The organism is Maricaulis maris (genome assembly GCF_049116555.1).
Taxonomy (GTDB): Bacteria; Pseudomonadota; Alphaproteobacteria; order Caulobacterales; family Maricaulaceae; genus Maricaulis; species Maricaulis maris_C.
This window is the reverse complement of sequence record NZ_JAGDYT010000006.1, coordinates 1-20955: the sequence shown is the minus strand read 5'-3', so window position 1 is coordinate 20955 and position 20955 is coordinate 1. Positions and strand designations below refer to the sequence as shown.

Below are 20955 nucleotides of genomic sequence, written 5' to 3'. Positions count from 1 at the left end.
GTGGGGCTTGAGCTGGCGACGCATAGGCGGCGATTCGGGCCGGGCTTTGCAGCCTTCCTTGGAGATCGACGTCTCTGTGAAGCTGAAAGGGTCATCCATGAAGGTTTTGGTTCTGGGGGGGGCTGGCTATATCGGCGCCCATGCCGCAAAAGCGCTGGCCCGACGTGGCGACCAGCCGGTCGTGTTCGACAATCTTTCGGCCGGTCGCCGCGAGTTCGTGAAATGGGGGCCGCTGGTTGAGGCGGATATCCGCGATCGCGCCGCGCTTGACGCCGCTTTCCGGGCCTACCGGCCCGATGCGGTTCTGCATTTCGCGGCGTCGATCGAGGTCGGTATTGGTGAGCGCGAACCGGTGGCGTTCTGGGAGAACAATGTCGCGGGCTCCCTGGGCGTGCTCGCCGCGATGCAAAGGCATGGTTGCCGGAACATCGTCTTTTCATCGACGTGCGCGGTCTATGGCGAGCCGGAATACCTGCCATTGGATGAGCGTCATGCCCGGCAACCCATCAATACATATGGTCGCACGAAGCTGGCCGTCGAGCAGGCGCTCGAAGACGCGGCGAGGGCAGGCGTGATCGATTTCGCGGCACTGCGTTACTTCAATGCGAGTGGGGCCAGCCGCGACGGCGATATTGGCGAAGAGCACGAGCCAGAAACGCATTTGATCCCGAACGCCCTGAAAGCGGCGGCCGGCATTGGCGGGCCCATGCAGGTCTTCGGGACCAACTTCGCAACGCGGGACGGAAGTTGCGTGCGGGACTTTATCCATGTCGACGATCTGGCGGTCGGGCACCTCCTGGCCCTGGACAGGCTTGCAGGCCGGCGTGAAAGTTTCGCCTGTAATCTTGGCACCGGGCAGGGCGTTACCGTGCTGGAGGTTCTCGACGCGGTCGGGCAGGTGGTCGGCCGGCCTGTGCCGCGCCTGCTGGCTGAGCGGCGCCAAGGCGATGCGCCCGAGCTCTACGCGGATATTGGTTTCGCGCGCGAGGCTTTGAGATTCACGCCGCGTCGGTCATCGATTCAGGAAATCGTCCAGGATGCATGGCGGTACCATGAGCCACGTTTTCGATCCGAAGCGGCTTGACGGGGCTGCCGGTCCGCTTGCGGCACCCACTCACCGCATGCTGTCGGCATCGCCTTCGGCGTCCGCGGCAGCGTTCGCCCGGGCTTCGATCAATGCCCGCGCCTCGTCATTGCTGGCGACCTGCTCGATCGTGTCGAAATAACAACGATCCTGCCGGGTCTGGACGTATTCGAAGTGCGGATTATGGATGGTGGCGAAATTGTCGATGCTGAGGCCGACGCCGGTGCTGGAGCGCAAACCCATGCAGCGGCGCTTGAGCGTCACCAGATAGCGGCGGCTGGCACCGGCGCGCAACACCAGGTGCTGGCGGTCAAGCACGGCGTAGCCATTGATATTGCGGATCCGGATCGGGCCGTCCCGGGCTTCGGTGGTGGCTTCGGTCTCGGGTTGAGCCGGAGCTGCCGCCCCGTCCTGCGCCGTGAGCGCGGCGGCGCTGGCGGCAAGACCCAATGCGCCGAGCGCGGCGACGAGTCCTGTCGCCAGTGTCTGGCGGGCCGGGGATTTGCGGGTCTGTGGCGTGCGGATCAGGCGTGTCATGCGTCGTCTCCTGGCTGGAGGCCCGGCATCGCATGATGACAGGCAACGGGTCGGACGTCCCTCGCGATTATTATTGGCCTATCCGCAGGCCTGTGCAAGCCGGTCGGCGGGCCGCGTTAACGCCGGGTTAGCCACGTTTGCGTGAGTCTGGGCAGGCGATTCGAGGCGATTCGGCCTCTTGGGATCCCCCTTTGGCAACCACGCCCGCGGAGAGACAGATTTGGTCAGCCCCGTCGACACACACAGCCAGGACTTCACGATGCGCGCCATTCGCCAGGCTGCGCAGGAGACTGGAACCGATTTCAACTTCCTGGTGGACACCGCCGCCCGGGAAAGCAATTTCGATGTGCGGGCCGAAGCGCGAACCTCCAGCGCCGCCGGCATGTTCCAGTTCATTGAGCAGACCTGGCTGGGGGTTCTGTCCCGTCGTGGTGCCGAGCATGGCTATGCTGCCGAAGCCGACGCCATCACCCAGAATGCCAATGGCCGCTTCACCGTCACGGACCCGGCGCGACGCGAGGAAATCCTCGATCTGCGCTTTGACGCCGTCGCCTCTGCCCGCATGGCGGGCGAGCTGGCAGCCGAGAACAGCCGCGTCATCGAGTCCCGCATCGGGCGACCGGCTTCAGGTGGTGAGCTGTATGCCGCCCATTTTCTCGGCGCCGGGGGCGCGGCCGAACTGATCTCCGCGGCGGAGGGACGTCCGGACCAGCGCGCCGACACCCTGTTTCCGGCCGCGGCCCGGGCCAACAGGCCGATTTTTTTCGAGGGCGGGCGTCCGCGCTCCACCGCTGAAGTTCTGGCGGTGTTGACCCATGAGGGCGATGGGGCCCGCACGCGCGGGAATACCCGCCAGCTGGCCCAGGCCACGGCGATGCAGGAGGTCGGCAACATGCTGGCCACGCCTTCGGGCTCGACGAGCGGCAATAGCATGGCGGCCCCGTCGCCGGTCATGCAGTCGGTTGCCTCGATGCGTTCCAATCTGCAGGTCGGCAATGGCGAGCTGTCGCCGGCTCTGGTTGAAATCCTCGCTTCGCTGGATGCCCCACGCGCCGGTCGGGTTCGCGATTCGTAAACGCGACGCAGGCGCCGGCAAGATTTCATTAAGCATGTCGCGCTTAGATTTCTCACCAGAATCTTTGCGTCTGACCCGTTTTCTCGCGTTTGAAATGGACGTCCCATGAGTGTCGTAGCCCTTCGAAACAGCCTGACAAACGATGATATTCGCCGCCTGGTGAAAGGCGAGAATGACGAGACCCGTGCCATGGCAGCGCGCAAAATCTGCCGCCGCATGGATGCCGCGTCCCTGACCGACGTCGAACGTATGGCGGCCCGGGACATCCTTGATCTGATCGCACGTGACGCGGCCGAACTGGTCCGTCGGGCAATGTCCATCACCCTGCGACAGTCGCCCAATCTGCCGCGCGACATCGCGCGCAAGCTCGCGGCCGATGTTGACAGTGTTGCGACGCCTGTTCTGGAGAACTCGCCGGTTCTCACCGATGAGGACCTGCTCGTCGTCCTGCAAACGGCCGAGACGACCAAGCGCTGTGCCATCGCCGGTCGCAGCCAGGTCGCGCCGATCGTGGTCCATGAAATCCTCGATAGTGGTGATGATGCTGCCGTGTCGGTCGCTGCGTCGAATGACGGGGCCGAGTTCGATGATGCGGCCTATCAGCGGGCCTTTACCGAATTCTGCGAGAATAGCGGCGTGATGGATGCCTTCGTGGCCCGCTCGCAATTGCCGCTGAGTGTCACCGAGCGCCTGATCGCCCACGTCTCTGACGTGGCGCTGAACCGTCTGGTGAAGACACACGCCCTGCCGCCGCAATTGGCAGTGGAACTTTCCGAGGGCGCGCGCGAACGGGCGACCCTGGACCTGGTTGACCAGGCCGGTCTGGCTCATGATCCCAAGCATTTCGTCCAGCAATTGCGCCTCAACAGCCGGCTGACGCCGTCCTTGATCCTGCGCGCCCTGTTGCGCGGACATATCGCCTTCGTCGAGCATGCCTTTGCCGAGCTGGCGGGTGTCACCCATTCGCGCGCCTGGTTGCTGGTTCATGATGCCGGGCCATTGGGTCTGCGCGCCGTCTATGACCGGACCGGCATGCCGTCGCGTCTCTATCCGGCAGTGAGGGCGGCGCTGGACGTTTATCACGGCATGGAAATCCCCCAGGATGAAGCCGGTCGGGCGCATTTCCGCCGGGCGCTGGCCGAGCGCGCGATCACGCGCTTCCAGGGTATTCCCGAGGACGATCTGGACTATGTGATGAGCCGCTTCGATGACGACCGGGACGCGCTCAAGGCGACCGGGTAAGGCACGCCTTCATCATCGCCCATGAAAAAGCCGGTGCTGATGCACCGGCTTTTTCATGTCTGGATTAGGCCGCAGGGCGTGACCGGATCAGTCGTCTTTCCAGGGCGCGGCAAAGGCCATCGTCTGGGTTTCCAGCTCGCCGGCCAGTGCGGCGGCGACGGGATCATTATCATCCCGGATATTCTGTGACAGGGCCGCGCGGATCGCACCGACATGGGCCAGGGCGAGGGCGGTCGGCGCCTTCTGACGCTTCTCCGGCATGTCGATCATCTTGGTCAGCGACTTGGCCAGGCGGGTGACGATCGGGAATTCATAAGTGGTTCCCAGTCCGCGCAGGTCATGGGCGCGAATGAAGAGTTCCTCGCCCTCCTCGCCCTTGAGGCCGGTCTCGCGGACGATCTTGGCGGCAGCCTCCAGCTTGACGACTTCCTCTTCGAGCCACTGGCCGAAATCACCGCGCATGTCCTTGAGGGCCTCTTCAGCCTTCTCGATCATGTGCAGATCGCCTTGGCTGATCGGTCCGCCGACCTTGATCTGCAACATGTTGGGGGCGGAGATGACCTCCACATCCTTGTTCTGGGCCATGAGACGTCCTCTTAGCTGGCAGTCGCGAGCGCGGCGTCTTCAGCGCCAGCCCGGTTGTGGGTTTGATAGCCGAGGGTCTCGCGCAAGGTCTGGGCGAGATTGGCCGCGGTGAAAGGTTTTGTCAGGAAGGCATCCACGCCTGTATTTCGTGCCTCGCGAACGCGCTCTTCGGCGCTGTAGGCAGACAGCATGATAACCGGCAGGTTTGGCGCCGGGCTGTGGCGCCGGTCGCGCAACGTGCGAACGAGATCGATGCCGTCGCGGGGTTTCATCTTCCAGTCGGTAATGACGAGATCGATCTGTCTGGAGCCGACCACATCGAGCGCCCGTTCCACACTGTCGGTCTCGATGACCTCGCTGCAGCCGAACGCCGTCAGCGAGACTTTCAGCGCGCCACGCAGGGCCGCGCTGTCATCCACCAGAAGTATGGTGAGACGCGATAAAGTCTTGTCCAGCGCGAAGTCGTTCATTGCGGGCTCGGGTCCGTTCGATCAAATCGTCCGTGCAGACTGGCACGGCTTGCTTAACGCCAGCCTAAATCGGATCAGTTTTCGAACTGTTCGACCAGAATGCGTTCAGCCAGATCACGGCCCGGATCGAACAGCATGGTGAGGGTCACATCCTGCGCTTCCACGACGTCCACACGGGCGACTTCACGAAATTCCTGATTGTCCGCCACGGCGGAGACGGGTCGCAGCGACGGTTCGACGATCTCGAACCCGACCCGGGCATTGCGGGGCAGAAGGGCGCCGCGCCAGCGACGCGGGCGGAAGGCACTGATCGGTGTCAGGGCGAGAACCGTGGAATCGAGCGGAAGGATCGGTCCGTGCGCCGAAAGATTATAGGCGGTGGAGCCGGCCGGGGTGGCAACCAGGACACCGTCCGCCTGCAATTCCGACATCCGGCTGGTGCCGTCGATCGTGATCTTGATCTTGGCGGTCTGACGGGTTTCACGCAAAAGCGAGACCTCGTTGATCGCCAGAGCCTCGAAAGGCTTGCAGTGAATGTCCTCGCCAACGGCTCGCAAGGGATGGATGCGCGCGCGCTCGGCCAGGGCGAGGCGCTCTGTCAGTCCGTCCTCGCGGAAATCATTCATGAGGAATCCGACCGAGCCGAAATTCATGCCGTAAACCCGCGCTCCGGTCTTGATGGACCGGTGCAGCGCGTCGAGCATCAGCCCGTCGCCGCCCAAGGCAACAATGATCTCGGCCTCCCCGATCGGAACATGACCATAAACCTGTTCAAGGCGCGACTTGGCGGCCTTGGCCTCAGGACGGGGGCTGGCAAGGAAGGCGAGGGAAGCGGTGATGACGGGCTCGAAGGAAAACCTGATGAAACAGGTTCTTATTCAAGCCCTCGTGCCCATCTGGCGCAAGACCTTCGCCGCTTTTTCCGGTCCGTACATGCGGAAGACATTTGCGGCGGCGGCCATCGCGTCGCCCTCGAGGGCCTGGTGGATGCGGCCGGAACGCTGCAGTGTCTTGTGAATGATCGGATAGGCGGTGCGGTCCAGCTGTGCGGCCTGGCAGGCCATGGCGGCTGCGCGCACGCCATTCATGGCCAGCGCAACGCGCCATTGCGATGCCTTGATATCGCACAGGGCGGCAATCGCATGATCGAAAACAGCTTCCTTGCCCGCCTTCAGGGATTCCATCGCGAAGCGACCGGAGAGTTTCCCGGCCTCCTTGGCGTCCTGGACTTCCCGGGCGGCATTCTTGTCGACGTCTTCCGGCGTGGCGCCCAGCGCCGCCTCGACAGCGAGGGTTTCGACCTTGGCCTTGTCGAGGCCAAAGCGACGATACAATTCTTCGCGCCAGTTTTCCGGCAGCATGATGCAGAGCTGGGTGGCGTAATCCGTCGACAAGTCATGGCGGCGGGCGAGGGCCTCACGCAGCTTGGGGTGCTCGCGAGCGACATGCAGGCAGACCTCCAGCGTGTCCTCGGAAATCTCGGCCGTGTCATTGTTTGCGAGCGCGCGCAGGACGATCGGCTCACCGGGTTCCGCCAGGCGATCGGTCACAGGCAGGCAGAGATTGGCCCGCATGGCGAGATGCCGGCGATGTTCGATCGAGCCCGTTTCTGCCAGCTCGATCATGTCCTTCTGGGTGAGAAGGTCGCTCTTTTCGATGATGATCGCAGAGATCTCGATCTGGTCGAACGCGAAATGGCGGACTGCCGAATGGGGCGCCCAATCGCAATTGGCGAGCTTCTTGGCCATCGCCACCTTGGTGTCGAGGTCAGACTTGGTCGACAGCGTGACAAGGAGGTCACCGGCAATCGGCTCTGCGCTTGGCGCGAGCGGTTGCGCGACGCACATCTCCGTTACGCTCAGCGCAAGCTGCTGGCGTTTCTCGGGGTCGCGTACGGTCGCGAGGAGGTGAAGAGCGTCAGCGGGTTTAGCGGCCATGGTTCTTGATTTGCGATCAGTTGTATTGACCGTTATCGATGACATGGACGCCTTGAAAACTTCTTAATTCGGGCAGTCGGCACGGGGAGTTAGAAGCATGGAAGACATGCGGCAGGTATCATTGTCGTCACTCTATTCGGGTGTGCGCAATCGAACACAATCCCTGGTCGCAGGATTGAGTGCCGAGGACATGCTGGTCCAGACCATGGCCGATGTCAGCCCGACCAAATGGCATCTGGCGCACACGACCTGGTTCTGGGAGACGTTCCTGCTTCGCGAGTATTGTCCGGGATACGAAGAATTTTCCTGCGAATACAATTACCTGTTCAATTCCTATTATAACGGGATCGGCGCTCGCCATGATCGGCCGGAGCGTGGTTTCCTCAGCCGCCCGCCGCTGGCTGAGGTGCTGGATTACCGCGCTCATGTCGATGCTGCGATGATGCGTTTACTCGGCGCTAACCAAGACATCAAAAACGCGGCGCTGGCTCCGCTGATTCAGCTGGGCCTCGCCCACGAGGAACAGCACCAGGAGCTGATCCTGACCGATATCAAGCATGTCCTGTCGCGCCATCCCTTCGCGCCAGCAGCCTTTCGGGCGCAGTCATCCCGCGCGGTAACGCCATCGGGACCACCCGGCTGGGTCGAGTTTGATGGCGGCGTTGTCGAGATCGGTGCCGAGGCCGGGGGCTTCCATTTTGACAATGAGGGGCCACGGCACAAAGCCATCCTCACACCCTTCGCCCTGGCGGACCGACTGGCGACGAATCGCGACTATGCCGATTTCATCGCTGATGGCGGCTATGGCACGGCGACGCTCTGGCTCTCCGATGGCTGGGCGCGGGTGCAGGCGGAGGGGTGGGCCGCACCGCTCTATTGGCGCGAAGGAGCCGCCGGGTGGGAGGAGTTCACCTTGCACGGCCAGCAAACGCTCGATCCGGACGCGCCGGTCATTCATCTCAGCTATTACGAGGCCAGCGCCTTTGCCGAATGGAGCGGGGCGCGGTTACCGGATGAGCGCGAATGGGAGCATGCGGCGACGACCGGGGCGCGTGCGTGCGATGGACGTTTCGTCGATCCCGGCCTGTCAGCTCATCCGGGCGTCACACCGCAATCCGCCGCGGCGGCGGGTGGTTTGCGCCAGATGTTTGGTGATGCCTGGGAGTGGACCCGGTCGGCCTATTCGCCCTATCCGCGCTATCGCCCGGCGGCCGGCGCGGTCGGCGAGTACAATGGAAAATTCATGTGCGGCCAGTTTGTCCTTCGTGGGGGATCCTGTGCCACGGCCCCCGATCATGTCCGCTCGACCTACCGGAATTTCTTCCCGCCCGAGGCCCGTTGGCAGTTTTCCGGGGTTCGACTGGCACGCGATATTTGACGGGACAGGCGACAGGCACGATCCTGAGCCGTGTTGGCGATAATGATATAAGCCATGGGGAGAACATCATGGATGATCAGGCAAATCTTTCGGTCAAGGATCAGGTCTCGGCCGAGGAATGGAAAGCGCGTTGTGACCTGGCGGCGCTGTACCGGCTTGTGCGCATGCACGGTTGGGACGACCTCTTCTTTACCCACATCTCGATGCGGGTTCCCGGACCGGACGAGCATTTCCTGCTCAACCCGTTCGGCCTTCTCTATGAAGACGTGACGGCCTCCAATCTCGTGAAGGTCGATCTGGACGGCAATGTGCTGCCGCCGTCGCAATACGGAATCAATCCGGCGGGTTTTGTCATTCACTCGGCGATCCACCACGCCCGCCCGGATGTCGCGGTCGCCCTGCACCTGCATTCCGATGCGGGTGTTGCGGTGGCAGCCCAGAAGGGGGGGCTGCGTCCGATCTCGCAACTGGCAATGAATGTCTTCAATGATGTGAGCTATCACGACTATGAGGGCATCGCGCTGGAATCCGAGGAGAAAGCGCGGCTGGTCGCGGATTTGGGCGAGAAGAATCTCATGATCCTGCGCAACCATGGAACGTTATCGGTTGGCGACCACCCGTTTAGCGCGTATATTCGCATCTATCTACTGGAGCGTGCCTGCAAGATCCAGGTCATGGCCCAGGCCGGTGGAGAGCTGATTGAATGGGACGAGAAGATGCAGGATCGCGTCTTCGGACAATCCGGGGAGATCGCGTCGAACGAGTTCTTCAAGGAAATCGCCTGGGCGGCCGTGATGGATCGCGTCCGTCGCGAAAGCCCCGGCTTCGACGTCTGATAGCGGCTGGCTGTCTGGTCGGCGCGACGGGACATGGTCTCGACGCGCCGGCTCATGCCGCGGCCTGGCCCCAGGAGCGCGGCGAAGGCCTGTTGATCCTGACAACGCTGATTGACCGGGCCGAGACCAGTTTCGATGCCTCCGGTCAGCCGGTTGATGACGGCTATTTCCACAAGGATGAAACCGCGGCCTATCTGGAATACGGGGTCACACACCGGGATACGCTGGTCGCGCGACTGGCCTGGCAGGATGTGCGCCGGCTGCGGGGGCCCTCCCTTGATTCCGCCCAGGGCTTGTCGGCGAGTGAGATCGGCTGGCGCCGCGAAGTCTGGCGCGGTTCCCGGGCCATTGCCTCGCTCCAGCTGACGGCCCTGATTCCGGGCCAGGGCGAGAATGTCTCGAACCAGGCTTTCGGGACTGGCGAAATGGCCGCGGAAGTCCGGGCACTGGCGGGGCGAAGCCTGGGGGATCACGTTTTCCTGGAGGCACAATCCGCCTGGCGCTGGCGCGACGGCGCCTATCTGGACGAAGCCCGCCTGGACCTGACCGCAGGCTGGGGATTTGCCGAGCGTTGGCAGGTATTGGCCCAGAGTTTCTCGGTCTGGAGTGCGGAGACGGCTCGGCCGGGTGCGCCCGACTTCGAACAGCACAAACTACAAGTTTCCATAAGTCGGGATATCGGTCGCCAGACCGTCCAGGTCGGGGCCTCAATCACCCCCGCCGGCCGCAATGCCATTGATCAGGAAGCTGTCTTCCTGTCGGTTTGGCGGCGTTTTTGAGCCGCGCGACCCTGCTTGTTATTCAGTTGTTTCCACGGCGATATAGGCAATCACATCGCGTCGGTCCTCGGCGTCGCGCAAACCGACAAAACTCATTCGATTGCCCGGAACCAGGGCCCGTGGGTTCTCGATCCAGGCGTCAAGGGTTTCGAGATCCCAGATCAGGCCGGCCTCACTCAACTGGCTCGAGAAGCTGAAGCGGTCGGCGTCGGCAGCGGCCCGGCCCATCACACCATGGAGGTTTGGTCCAACCGTGTGGCGACCGCCCTCATTCAAGGTGTGGCAGGACTGGCAGCGACGGAATTGGCGCGCGCCATTGACGAGGTCGGCATCCACATAATCGCCCCCGAGGCTGGTGAGGATGGCAATGGCTTCGGCCGGGGTATCGGGCGCGGCGTTGCGGCTTGCCGTGTCGGTTGAAGCCGAGTCGGTTGAAGCCGGGGCGGTTGGCGCGTCACCGGGTGCCGTCACATCATTGCCGCCACAGGCAGCGAGCGTGATGGCCGGCAGGAGGGCGATTAGGACAGGTTTCATGCGACATTCCCCAAAGCGATGCAGGCACACGTTATAGCCTGACAAGACTGCACCAACATGCGGCACGATGACACCAGGCTGCAAAGCAAGCCCGCACATCCCGATCCGGTCGCACTCATGCCGCTTTTTTGCTTGTTTGTTGCAGCGCGATAGCCAAGAAGTATCCGCGGGGATCATCTAGAGGCAACGGGACAGGATGCAGGACCGATCACGGCTGACGGCCGTCATGATTTGTGGAGCCGGACATTCTGGCTCGACCTTGCTGGGGATGATCCTCGGTAGTCATTCAGACGCATTTTACATGGGCGAAGGCGGCAAGGCGCGTTATCTCGGGGACGAGAAGAAACCCTTGCGCAAGCGTGTCTGCAAGATTTGTGGCGAGGACTGCCCGGTCTGGGCGGGCTTTGAATGGGATGGCGATACGCCGCTCTACGCCCAGGTCTCCGCGCATGTGGGCAAGCGGGTCATTATTGATTCGACCAAGGATGAAGGCTGGATCGAGGCGCGAGCCGGCGAGGTTCGCGCTGGCGGTGGCACGCCGGTCCTTTTGAAGTTGAGCCGGGATGGCCGCGCCGTGGTCAATTCCCGCCTGCGCAAATACCCCGATCGCGATCCGGCCGCCCAGATCCAGGCCTGGATCGACAAGATGGCCAGTGCGGACGCGCTCTTTGAAGCCTTTGATGGCCCGAAAATGCATGTTCGCTACGAAGACCTCGCAGAGAACAGCGCTGCGACGATCGAGGCCCTGTGCCGGTTGGTCGGCCTTGACTATGAGCCGGGCATGGCGAATTTCGCAGCGGTCGAACACCATGTTCTTGGCGGCAACAGCGGAACCCAGTTCATTGCTGCGCGGTCGCGCTTCGACGATCCTGAGGACGCGTTTGTCAGCCTTGGTTCACGAACGCGCGATTATTACGAAAATCACTCCGGCCGGATTGAGCTCGATCTGCGCTGGAAGACGGAAATGAAGCCCGAACACCTCGCCCTGTTCGAGCAGATGGCTGCGACGGCCAATGCGCCGTTTCAGTGGGGGGAATGATGATGGCGAAAGTAGATTTGGTTTTCCGTCAGATTGATGAGCGCACACGGGATGTCGCCCTTGAACTGGCAATCGAGAACATCCAGCCGGATGCGGTCCATGTGATCGACGATGTGCGCCCCTTCACCGAATGCGTGTCGCAAATGCTCCGCATCGAGCATGACTGCGATTATGTCGTCTATGTTGATGCGGACTGCCTCATCCTCGAAAACATGCGGCCCTTTATCGACAGCTGCGACGCGCCTTATGTCGACTCCTATGTCTCCGATCGTTTTCGCGGGCGTCTTCATTGCGGCGTGCACATCACCCGTATTGACCTGGTGCGGGCCATGGCCGCCGTCGAAATTCCCGACGATGACATGAAATACGTGCTGCGGCCGGAATCGCGTCTGCGCAATCTGGCCATGAAGCCCATGGGCTCGGCCAAGCAGTTCCGCAATTTCGACATCCTGCACGATCATTTCCAAGCCTATCACCACATCTTCATGAAATACGCCCTGCGCGAACTACGCAGCCGCACCAAGGTGCAGCGCGAGCGGCTGACTCGTTCGATGAAGAAATGGGTGACGCGCGACGGCGAGTTCTGTGATCTCAGCATGGCCCGTCACGCGGTTGAATATGCCCGGCGCCTCGTGCCGCTGTCGGCGACGCCGGATGAGGTCCATGATTTCATCGCCGCCCTGCCGGAGCATGCCGAAGCCGAACTGAAAGCGCTGGGCATCACGTCAGAAGCGCCGTTCACGCGAGCCGATCTCGACGCCTGGCTGGAGGCGAATTCGGATCGTGTCGCTTACGGTCGAAAAGCGGACAAGCCCAAGGTTTTCGGGCTTGGACTGTCACGCACGGGAACGCGCAGCCTGACATCGGGCCTGCAAATGCTCGGCTTTGACTGCAGCCATTATCCGATCGACGAGGATACCTATATCGAGATTGCCAATGCCCAGTATGACCTCACTCTGCTGCGCTATTTCGACGGTCTCACCGACATCACGACCATTCCGATCTACCAGCAATTGGACAAGCAGTATCCGGGCTCGAAATTCGTCCTGACTGTCCGGGAGAAGGAGAGCTGGCTCGGCTCGGTCTCGCGCCACTATTATAATCGCCCGGCCTTCAAGGATGTGAATGACCCGGACGAGGAAGTGCATCTGCGCATGCGCCAATTCCTGAGGGCGTCGGTCTATGGTTGCTATAATTTCTGCAAGGACCGGTTTTCCTGGGTCTATGACCAGCATGTCCGCGATGTGATGACCTTCTTCAAGGATCGTCCGGACGATCTGCTGGTGATCGATATCTGTTCGGGGGAAGGCTTTGAGCGTCTCGCGCCTTTCCTTGATCGTCCGGTCCCGAGCGAAGTCTTCCCGCACAAGGGTGCGGTCCTGTCGCGCAAGATGGCCGAGGAAGCCGCCGCCCAGAAGGCGCGGGTTGCGTGATCCATCATGCCGGAGTCTGCCCCGGACACGCTCAATGATCTGGTCCCGTCCTGGCGGGAGCGATTATCGGCGGCCGGTCGTACGCTTGCGATTATTGCCCGGACCCGGCCGGGCCTGACAGCCGGCATTGCCGTTATGACCGTGATCGCGGCCCTCCTGCCGCCGGCGGCGCTCTATGTGTCCAAACTCCTGATCGACGGCGTCGTCGCCGCGATCGAAAGCGGTCTGGATGCGGACAGGGACGCGGCGATGCGCTGGGTCATGATCGAGGCGGTTATCCTGGCGGTTTTGCTGGTTGTCCGCCGCTGGCTCGTGTTTCAGAAGGCGCGGCTTCATGCCGAACTCGGCTTCGCCGTGGCCCGCCTGATCCTTGACAAGGCCAACCGGTTTTCCCTGGCGCAGATCGAGCATCCCAAGGTTCAGGAAATGCTGATCCATGCGAAGCAATTTGCCTCGGCCCGGCCCTACGGGCTGATCGTGCGCGGCTTCGATACGCTGCAGGCGGTTGTCACGCTGATCTCGATCACCGCATTGCTGGCGGCGAGTGCGCCCTGGCTCATTGCGCTGATGCTCCTGGGCGGCTTGCCGGCCTTCATGGGCAATCTCCGGTTTTCCGGGGATGCCTACCGCTTCTACACGGCGCGCTCGCCGCAAATGCGCGAGCGCAACTATCTCGAAAGCCTGGTGACCAATGAGGCCGCCGCGCGCGAGCGTCTGCATTACGGGCTCGGCGCGCCGCTCCTGGAGCGCTTCACCGACCTGTTCACCGGCATGCATGCGGGCGACCGCCGGATGCAGGGGCGCCAGGCCCTGATTGGATCGGCGCTGGGGGTGCTGGGATCAGCCATTTTCCTCGGCGGCAAGCTGTGGATCGTCGCGGTGACCATTGGCGGCCGTTTCAGCCTCGGCCAGATGACCATGCTGATCGGCTTGCTCAAACAGGGTCAGAACGCCGTCAATGCACTGCTGGGTGCCTTCACGGGCAGTTATGAGGACGTGCTCTATGTGACGCGTCTCTTTGTCCTGCTGGACCTCGATGAAGGACGCACGCAGGGCCGACAGGTCGCGGGACCCAAGCCGGGTGATGGCCTTCGTTTCGACAAGGTCGGCTTCACCTATCCCGGTGCCCCCACGCCCGCCCTGCGCGATGTCAGCTTTCACCTGCCGCCGGGCACCCGTCTCGGTCTGGTGGGGATCAACGGGTCGGGCAAGACAACGCTCGTCAAGCTGGCCGCTGGACTGTACCGACCGGATTCGGGTCGGGTGTTGCTGGATGGCCTTGATCTGGGCGAGTGGGAGCCGACAGCTCTGGCTCACCGCATAGGCGTGATGTTCCAGCCGCATGTGAATTACAAATTGTCGGTGCGCGACAATGTCGAAGCGGGTCTCGGTCTCGAGACGCTGTCGCCCCGGGCCATGGACCGCGCCCTGGCCGCCGGTCTGGCACAGGACCTTGTCTCGGACTTGCCCGGCGGTATTGAGACGCGCCTGTCCAAGCGGTTCGCGGAAGGTGTGGAATTGTCAGGCGGTCAGTGGCAACGCCTGGCCATGGCGCGGGCGCATGCCAATGAGGCTGCCGATATTCTGATCCTTGACGAGCCGACCGCAGCGCTCGATGCAGAGGCGGAGGCGGCGTTCATGGCGCGACCGCTCGCACCGGGGCGTTCGCTTATTCTGATCAGCCATCGCCTGTCCAATTTGCGCGCGGCGGACCGGATCATCCTGCTTGAAGCGGGTCGGATCGCAGAAGCGGGTGACCACGAAGCGCTGATGGCGCAAGGCGGCGGTTATGCCGCGATGTTCGACCTCCAGGCTGACGCCTATCGGACATGAAAACGGCCCACGCCATGGGCGCGGGCCGTCTCCGTTCGCGGTCGATCAGTGTCTAGAAACGCTTTGACACATTGATGAAGAAGCGGCGACCGATCTGATCGTATCCGCCACCCGACGGCACATTGCGCGTGGTCAGGCTGCCAAGGCCAACGCCCTGGGCACCGAGGTCCTCATCGATCTGGGGCGGGGCTTCATTGGCGAGGTTCTGGATGCCCATCGTGACGCGCCAGCTTTCCTGCGACAGCGACACCGAAATGTCGTGATATTGGGCTGACGGGACATCAAACTGGGCCGAGGTGCCGGTTCCGATAAAGTTCGGATTCTCGGTCACATTCACCTCGCCGATCCAGCGCGCGCGGTGGAAGAAGGTGAGATCACCCCAATCCGTCGACGTGAAGAGCCGGTTGGTAAAGGTGCCGCGCCATTCCGGATTGCCGAGCGTATTCAGCGCCTCGTTGACATTCGTGACGCCACCCAGCGTGATCGTCGTCGTGATGTCGGTGGACTGGGTCAGGGCGGCATCCGAGGTCAGCGAGAAATTCTGACCGAAGGCGGTGAAGTCCTTGTTGAAGCGGATGTTGTAGTCCATGCCTTCCGATGTGTTCGACGACACGTTGAACGGCGTGGTGTCCACCTCGACCAGGAATTGCGTGTTCGGGTCACGCACACGGCGCGTACAGAACGGATCGTTCGGGAAATTGCCCGAGCGATAGCAGTTGCCGAGGATCTGACCGGCCGTCGGCACCAAGATCGAATCGCTGACTTCGATCTCGAAATAGTTCACGCCAAAGGTCAGGTCGAAGGCGTCCGTGAAGGGCTGCTCGATGACGAAGCCCAAGGAAATGGCCTCGGAGGTCTCCGGATCAAGACCCGGATTGCCCGACCGGAAGGCTTCGAAACCGCCCGTACCAGTCACGCCGAGATTGAGCGGGTCAACGCCTTCAGCCGTACAATTGTCCAGTACGATCTGGGCGCGACCGTCCAGGTCACCGATGCCGTCGCCATTGCTGTCCGGTCCCGGTGCATAGACTGGCAGACCGGTGATCGGGTCGGTTCCGACAGCGGTCGCCGGAACGCCACACGGATCATTGACGAAGCCGACAAAGCCGGACTGACCGCCCAGGAAGAGTTCTCGCAGGTTCGGAGCGCGGAAGGACGTGCCTGCCGTGCCGCGCAGGGTCAGGAAATCGACCGGAACCCAGCGCATGCGGGCACTCCAGGTGGAGTTCTGACCGTAGAACTCATGGTCGACCAGGCGAGCCGCCGCTTCAAACGTGATTTCACGCGCAAAGGCACGGTCCTGGATGATCGGTGCCACGACTTCGCCGTAGACCTCGAACAGCTCCACGGAACCCGCCGATGAGCGGTCCTTGAAGAAATTCAGGCCAAGACCGCGTTCAGCCACTTCGCCGGAGCGCGAGTCGAGCGATTGTTCACGCCATTCTGACCCGAGCACGACCGAGACTTCGCCATCCATCAGCTCGAAGAGCGGACCGGTGACGAAACCGCCGAGAATGCGCTCATCCACGAAGGTCGTGATCTCGCGCTGGCCGCGCAGCCAGTCAATGCCGGCCTGGCCTTCATCGAAAGCGGACTCAGATCCGTACAGGCCCTGGGCCCAGAAATTGATGGGCACGCAGGTTTCAGGCGTACGCGACTGGAAGAAGCCGCCCGGTGTGGGAACGCCGCAAACCGGCAGGCCGGTGGTCGGGTCGGCCGTGGCCGACGCGGACAGGTTGAGATTCTCTTCCAGCGTCACAGTGCGCGAGGAATAGCCCATGGAGCGCGTGTAGCCGGCAAAGACCTCATAGTCCCAGCCCGGTGCACCCATGAAGCCCAGATCGCCTTGCAGACCGTTATAGGTGCGCCACTGTTCCAGCTCGACGGTGACCTCATTATCCCACGGTGCCATCAGCAGGATGGAGCCCGGCGAACCGAAGGGGTTGAACGGGTTGTCGGCGTTGAAATCGACCGTGAACTGGGCCGGCCCGCCATTGAAGAAGGTCTGGCGGTTGGAGAAGGAGGTTTCGGTGAAGAAATTCGAACCCGGGAGCCAGTCGTCGAGCTCGTATGTCCCGCTCAGGAAGAAGACGGAACGCTCGAACTCCGGTGATTCATACGTGTTCACAACGCGGGAATTATTCAGCGCCTGGTCGGAGAATCCGCCGGCATTCGGGCCGCGGCCATTGACGAAACCGGCGACGCCGAGATCGGAGGCGGCTGCCGTGGTTCCCGGTGCCCCGTAGAACAGGGTGAAGCTGGGCAGGAGAATGCCGAGGCCGGACTGGAAGGCGTGCGCGGTGCCGCAGGTTTCTGTCGTCGTGCCGTCGCCATTGTCGATGATGTCGAAGGAACAATACTGACCGCCATCGCGGGACATCCAGTCGCGCTGGGTCCCCGTCAGCTCTTCATTGCGGACGAGTTCCGCAGCAAAGACGAAGCTGGCGCGGCCTTCCGTGCCGCCAACCAGGAAATTCGCGCTCGACTGGGAGCCGCCACTGTCTTCCGGAACGGTGGTGAAGGCCTCGACCTGGAAGCCGTCGAACTCGGTGCGCAGGACGACATTGGTCACGCCGGCCACAGCGTCCGAGCCATAAACCGAGGACGCGCCGTCGAGCAGGATGTCGACCCGCTGGATCATGGAGGACGGGATCAGCGACACATCCGGGAAGGATGGTGCGCCTTCAACGCCGGCCGGGGCGAAGCGTCGCCCATTGATCAGAACCAGCGTCCGGTCGGCGGCGAGACCGCGAAGCGACACGGCCTGGCCACCCGGGCCGGCATTGCCGACGAATTGCGAATTCGTCTGCAGATCCAGCTGGGCGCCCTGGACGACCGAGGTCGACCGCAGAATTTCACCCACATCGACCAATCCGGCTTCCTGGATGGTGTCCTCATTGATCACCTGCAGGGGCGAGGTCGAGGTAAAGCTGTTGCGGCGCACGCGTGAGCCGGTGACAACGATGCGGTCTTCCGTTTCCTCGGTTTCCTCGTCGACATCGTCGAGTGTCACGGGTTGCTGGGCGTGGGCCGGTGAAACCACCAGGCCTGCGGCGGCGAGGCCGGCAAGGATGGTGGATCGCAGGATGCGCGATTTGAAGTCTTCGTCTCTCATTTTATCCCCTCAGGAGTGATGGCGCCGGTTCAAGCGGAGCCTTGCAGCTGGGTCCGGCGCCGGCGGGAAGGCGCGGTGTCGGACAACGCCATGTGACGGGCGTATGGGACGGATAGAGCCGAATGGGCTGAACACACTGACAGTCGAAAGTTGCCAGCCACGGGCGGGTGTCGCGAATGGCGGCCTGTCTCCCCAAAGGTGTGAAATCCGGGCCGAACGGGGACGTTGTTTCATTGGGTGGCGGCTCGGGCCGGGCCAGTGTTGAACCCGGCCCGTCCCAGTCCGGCCGTGTTGGCCCTGGCTGTGCGGATTGTCAGGAAATGGTCAGGTTTCGGACGGCCAGACAGGGCAGGGTGCGCGCGCCGGGGCCCTGTCACCCGGGCCCAGTCACCCGGGCCCTGTCACCCGGGCCCTGTCACCCGGGTTCGGTCAGGCGGGCGGCTTCCATTCTTGCGCGGGTGTGCGGGGCAGACCGGCCGGCACGTCAACTCAGTCGAGTGTACGGGCCGGCAGGCTGGCCAGGGTCGTGTTGGCGATATGCGATTGCAGCGCTTCGGCGCCGCGGGCGCTGACCGGGAATTCATGCCCGGAGGCCAGTGTCACCCGGACAATGCGGCCGCGCGCGCGTTCAAAGGACGTGATCTGGGAGGAGCGGACGAGATGCGAACGGTGGATATGGATAAAGTCCCGCTCGGTCAGTTGCACGACAAGCTCCGCCAGCGTGGCGCGTTGCAGCCATTCGCGGGTGGCCGACACGAAGGCCACATAATTGCCCTGGGCGCTGACCGCGATGATATCGCCGATATCGAGGATGTCTTCCTGACGGCCATTGCGCAGCACGATCCTCTCCTCAACCGGTTCCCGGGCTTTGCGCGCGCGCAGGGCCGCGCGTGTGTAGAGATCGCTGAGGAGGGCAGTGAGGGCGATCATGACCGGATCCCAAGCCCAGTTGATGAGCGGGATCTGGTCGAGAATCTGTTCCGGGGGCGCGCCGATAAAGGGCGCATACACAAAAATGATGTGCAGATAGATGATCAGGATGCCGCTCGCTCCCAGGAGGGTGAGTTCCAGCGCGGCAATCCAGAGCGGCGTCTTGGCCGTGAGCTGGCAGACCCGCGTCAGGCCGATTGCCGGAAAGATGACCAGCCAGGGAATCATGATGACGGCCTGGGCCTGGACGACCTCGACAATGGTGTGCGCGATACCGAGGCGGGACATGTCGAGGGAATGGACGGTGGTGAAAACGACCAGCAGCGCGGACCAGCCGAGCGCGGTGGCCGCAATCACACGCCGCCAGCCCACTGGCGCTACCGTCGTCCCATCCTGCCACCACGAATGAATCATAACGCCCTCACAGATATTCCCGATAACGGCGACCGGCTGTGTCCAGGCTTGCCATCGGGTTACGGTCTCGACATCTGGGAGCGGAGGCGGTGGCCGAAAAGGTTGCGTGCGACACGCCGGATGGTGCGCCGCACGCAACGAGTAAGGGATATGGGCTCGTGACAGCCCGAGCGTATCCGGGATCAAAGAATTTCAATCTGACACGCCGTCTGACCGAAGCATTCGCCTGTCCGGCGCGCGAGGTGTTTGAGACGAGACGCGGCCCAGGGTGACGAGTCGCCGACTTCCGGCGCGAACGGCAGGTATTCGGCGACAAACCGTCCTTGGCATTCGTCGCGGAAATCCCGTCATTCGGCCCAGTCTGGCGCGTGATAAACCCAATCTGGTTCCATTCGCCCCATCATGGCGGCGTTTGGTCATTCAATCCGGACCCGCCACTATCGCGCCGACCTGATCGCAATCTATCATGTAAATCGTTGATTTCATTGATGGAGATTTTGTAATGCGGTGCGTCATTCTGGAAAGCAGACCTCTCGCCAGAGCGCATCTGGTTCGTGCGCTCCAGCGTGACGCCTCGGTGAAGGTGGATCTGGCCACCGCATCCGTCTTTTCTGTCCTGCCGATCTGCGATGCCAATGCCGCGGATGTCCTCTTCCTTGATGTGGACCATCCGGCGCTCGAGACCGCACTGGTTGCCCTGCGCGAGCTGGGCGAAAGCGCGCCTGTGACGGTGATGATCGGCGACTACCCGGACCGGGCCCTCGAGGCCTATGACCGCGGCGCCAGTGATTTCCTGTTGCGGCCGATCGAGGCTGCGCGCCTCGCGGTGACGATCCAGCGCCTGCAACAAATCCTCGTGGAGCGGCAGGCCCAGGCTCGCGCCGCCCTGCTGGAAGAGGCTCTGGCCGATTTGCGTGATCGGGCCGGTTCGGTCGGCACCGCCGCGTGTGCGCGCGATTTCTGGATTTCCGGGCACGGGGCCCGGGTCCGGATCGGCCAGTCCGAGATTGTTTGGCTGGAGGCGGCCCGCGGCTATGTCTATTTCCATCTGCGCACGCGCAAACTGCTCGAGCGCATGACCATGAAGCAATTGGAGGCGCGGCTGGATCCGGCCCGCTTCCTGCGGGTTCATCGCTCTGCAATCGTCAATGTCGATGAGATTGCCGCGGCCTTGCGGGACCGACACGGCCTCTATGCGGTCGAACTGACCAATGGCGCCCGGGTCCGCGTCGGTCGCAAATATCGCGACGGGCTGGCCGAGCTCATCCAACAAACCCAGGCCCGGCCAAGGACCGAGGAAGCGGCGGCCTGACCGGGCGTCAGCTCCCATGCCGGCTCCCGTGTGATTCCGGCGCCGCGATGGGGGAAGGCCCGCGATGGGCGAATGAATAGCCGGATGATGCGCCCAGGCGCAGCTGGCCTCGCCTGTCCAGCCCGGGACGGATGGTCGGCCTGTAAACCGAATTCCCTGTGACAGCAGGGGATTGAACGTGCGACTGCATAAGAGTGCAGAAACTCCCGCAAACGCTGATTGACTTCAAAAAGCGCGAGCCCTAAACCTCGCCCTCCTCGCAGCGGGGGCCACGGAAACGGGGCGCTGGCGACGGGGGAAGGGCTCTCGCTCTTCAGGTTTTCATCAGGCGCAATTCAAGTCCGGCGCCGGCGAGATTTTCCTCGGAAAACATCGCTGGACAGGACGCTCTGCAGAAACCCTGAAAAACGCGATTGACTTCA

Annotated in this window: 18 protein-coding genes; 10 read left to right on the top strand and 8 right to left on the bottom strand. The window is 62.7% G+C overall.

All coding sequences use genetic code 11. The annotated features are described in order from the left end of the window. Positions 1-97: 97 nt before the first annotated feature. Positions 98-1084, top strand: coding sequence for a UDP-glucose 4-epimerase GalE (gene galE / locus JXQ94_RS07720; protein WP_421923196.1), 987 nt, complete (start codon positions 98-100; stop codon positions 1082-1084). Between the two features lie 30 nt (positions 1085-1114). Here the strand turns inward: galE and JXQ94_RS07715 are convergent, their stop codons facing one another. Continuing rightward, positions 1115-1621 carry a DUF6491 family protein gene (locus JXQ94_RS07715; protein ID WP_421923195.1) on the bottom strand — a complete coding sequence of 169 codons (507 nt, stop codon included), beginning with the start codon at positions 1619-1621 and terminating at the stop codon, positions 1115-1117. Between the two features lie 220 nt (positions 1622-1841). Here JXQ94_RS07715 and JXQ94_RS07710 point away from each other — a divergent pair, with 220 nt between their 5' ends. Together JXQ94_RS07710 and JXQ94_RS07705 are read left to right on the top strand one after the other, a co-directional pair. Continuing rightward, the gene (locus tag JXQ94_RS07710; protein ID WP_421923194.1) at positions 1842-2696 is read left to right on the top strand and encodes a hypothetical protein; all 855 of its coding nucleotides are present in this window, start codon (positions 1842-1844) and stop codon (positions 2694-2696) included. A gap of 105 nt (positions 2697-2801) precedes the next feature. Further along, the gene (locus tag JXQ94_RS07705; RefSeq protein ID WP_421923193.1) at positions 2802-3938 is read left to right on the top strand and encodes a DUF2336 domain-containing protein; all 1137 of its coding nucleotides are present in this window, start codon (positions 2802-2804) and stop codon (positions 3936-3938) included. A gap of 87 nt (positions 3939-4025) precedes the next feature. Here the strand turns inward: JXQ94_RS07705 and JXQ94_RS07700 are convergent, their stop codons facing one another. From JXQ94_RS07700 to JXQ94_RS07685, 4 genes are all read right to left on the bottom strand, one after another. After that, entirely contained in the window at positions 4026-4523 is a 498-nt protein-coding gene (locus tag JXQ94_RS07700) for an Hpt domain-containing protein (RefSeq protein WP_421923192.1), read from the bottom strand. A gap of 11 nt (positions 4524-4534) precedes the next feature. Beyond that, on the bottom strand, positions 4535-4993 hold the full coding sequence (locus JXQ94_RS07695; protein ID WP_421923191.1) for a response regulator: 459 nt from the start codon (positions 4991-4993) through the stop codon (positions 4535-4537). Positions 4994-5067: 74 nt separating this feature from the next. Continuing rightward, the gene (locus tag JXQ94_RS07690; protein ID WP_421923729.1) at positions 5068-5856 is read right to left on the bottom strand and encodes an NAD kinase; all 789 of its coding nucleotides are present in this window, start codon (positions 5854-5856) and stop codon (positions 5068-5070) included. 15 nt (positions 5857-5871) lie between these two features. Then, positions 5872-6930, bottom strand: a complete 1059-nt coding sequence (locus JXQ94_RS07685; protein WP_421923190.1) for a DUF2336 domain-containing protein — start codon at positions 6928-6930, stop codon at positions 5872-5874. 97 nt (positions 6931-7027) lie between these two features. Between JXQ94_RS07685 and egtB the strand changes: the two genes are divergently transcribed. The 3 genes from egtB to JXQ94_RS07670 all read left to right on the top strand — a co-directional run bounded on the left by egtB (position 7028) and on the right by JXQ94_RS07670 (position 9923). Continuing rightward, positions 7028-8308 carry an ergothioneine biosynthesis protein EgtB gene (gene egtB / locus JXQ94_RS07680; RefSeq protein WP_421923188.1) on the top strand — a complete coding sequence of 427 codons (1281 nt, stop codon included), beginning with the start codon at positions 7028-7030 and terminating at the stop codon, positions 8306-8308. A gap of 68 nt (positions 8309-8376) precedes the next feature. Next, positions 8377-9144 carry a class II aldolase/adducin family protein gene (locus JXQ94_RS07675; RefSeq protein ID WP_421923187.1) on the top strand — a complete coding sequence of 256 codons (768 nt, stop codon included), beginning with the start codon at positions 8377-8379 and terminating at the stop codon, positions 9142-9144. A 92-nt stretch (positions 9145-9236) separates the two neighbouring features. After that, on the top strand, positions 9237-9923 hold the full coding sequence (locus tag JXQ94_RS07670; protein ID WP_421923186.1) for a hypothetical protein: 687 nt from the start codon (positions 9237-9239) through the stop codon (positions 9921-9923). An 18-nt stretch (positions 9924-9941) separates the two neighbouring features. On the opposite strand, the gene JXQ94_RS07665 is transcribed toward JXQ94_RS07670, so the two are convergent. Further along, positions 9942-10457: a c-type cytochrome gene (locus tag JXQ94_RS07665; RefSeq protein ID WP_421923185.1), complete on the bottom strand. Its 516-nt coding sequence runs from the start codon at positions 10455-10457 to the stop codon at positions 9942-9944. Between the two features lie 268 nt (positions 10458-10725). Here JXQ94_RS07665 and JXQ94_RS07660 point away from each other — a divergent pair, with 268 nt between their 5' ends. From JXQ94_RS07660 to JXQ94_RS07650, 3 genes are read left to right on the top strand one after another with little or no spacing between them, the layout of a single operon-like run. Further along, a complete protein-coding gene (locus JXQ94_RS07660) occupies positions 10726-11496 on the top strand; it encodes a sulfotransferase family protein (protein WP_421923184.1) in 771 nt (256 codons plus the stop codon). 2 nt (positions 11497-11498) lie between these two features. Next, positions 11499-12929, top strand: a complete 1431-nt coding sequence (locus JXQ94_RS07655; RefSeq protein ID WP_421923183.1) for a sulfotransferase family protein — start codon at positions 11499-11501, stop codon at positions 12927-12929. Positions 12930-12935: 6 nt separating this feature from the next. After that, the gene (locus JXQ94_RS07650; RefSeq protein ID WP_421923182.1) at positions 12936-14762 is read left to right on the top strand and encodes an ABC transporter ATP-binding protein; all 1827 of its coding nucleotides are present in this window, start codon (positions 12936-12938) and stop codon (positions 14760-14762) included. A 52-nt stretch (positions 14763-14814) separates the two neighbouring features. Here the strand turns inward: JXQ94_RS07650 and JXQ94_RS07645 are convergent, their stop codons facing one another. Further along, the gene (locus tag JXQ94_RS07645) at positions 14815-17877 is read right to left on the bottom strand and encodes a TonB-dependent receptor domain-containing protein (RefSeq protein WP_421923181.1); all 3063 of its coding nucleotides are present in this window, start codon (positions 17875-17877) and stop codon (positions 14815-14817) included. Between the two features lie 489 nt (positions 17878-18366). Then, positions 18367-19221: a LytTR family DNA-binding domain-containing protein gene (locus tag JXQ94_RS07640; RefSeq protein WP_421923180.1), complete on the bottom strand. Its 855-nt coding sequence runs from the start codon at positions 19219-19221 to the stop codon at positions 18367-18369. A 502-nt stretch (positions 19222-19723) separates the two neighbouring features. Here JXQ94_RS07640 and JXQ94_RS07635 point away from each other — a divergent pair. After that, a complete protein-coding gene (locus JXQ94_RS07635; protein WP_421923179.1) occupies positions 19724-20533 on the top strand; it encodes a LytR/AlgR family response regulator transcription factor in 810 nt (269 codons plus the stop codon). Positions 20534-20955: the final 422 nt, after the last annotated feature.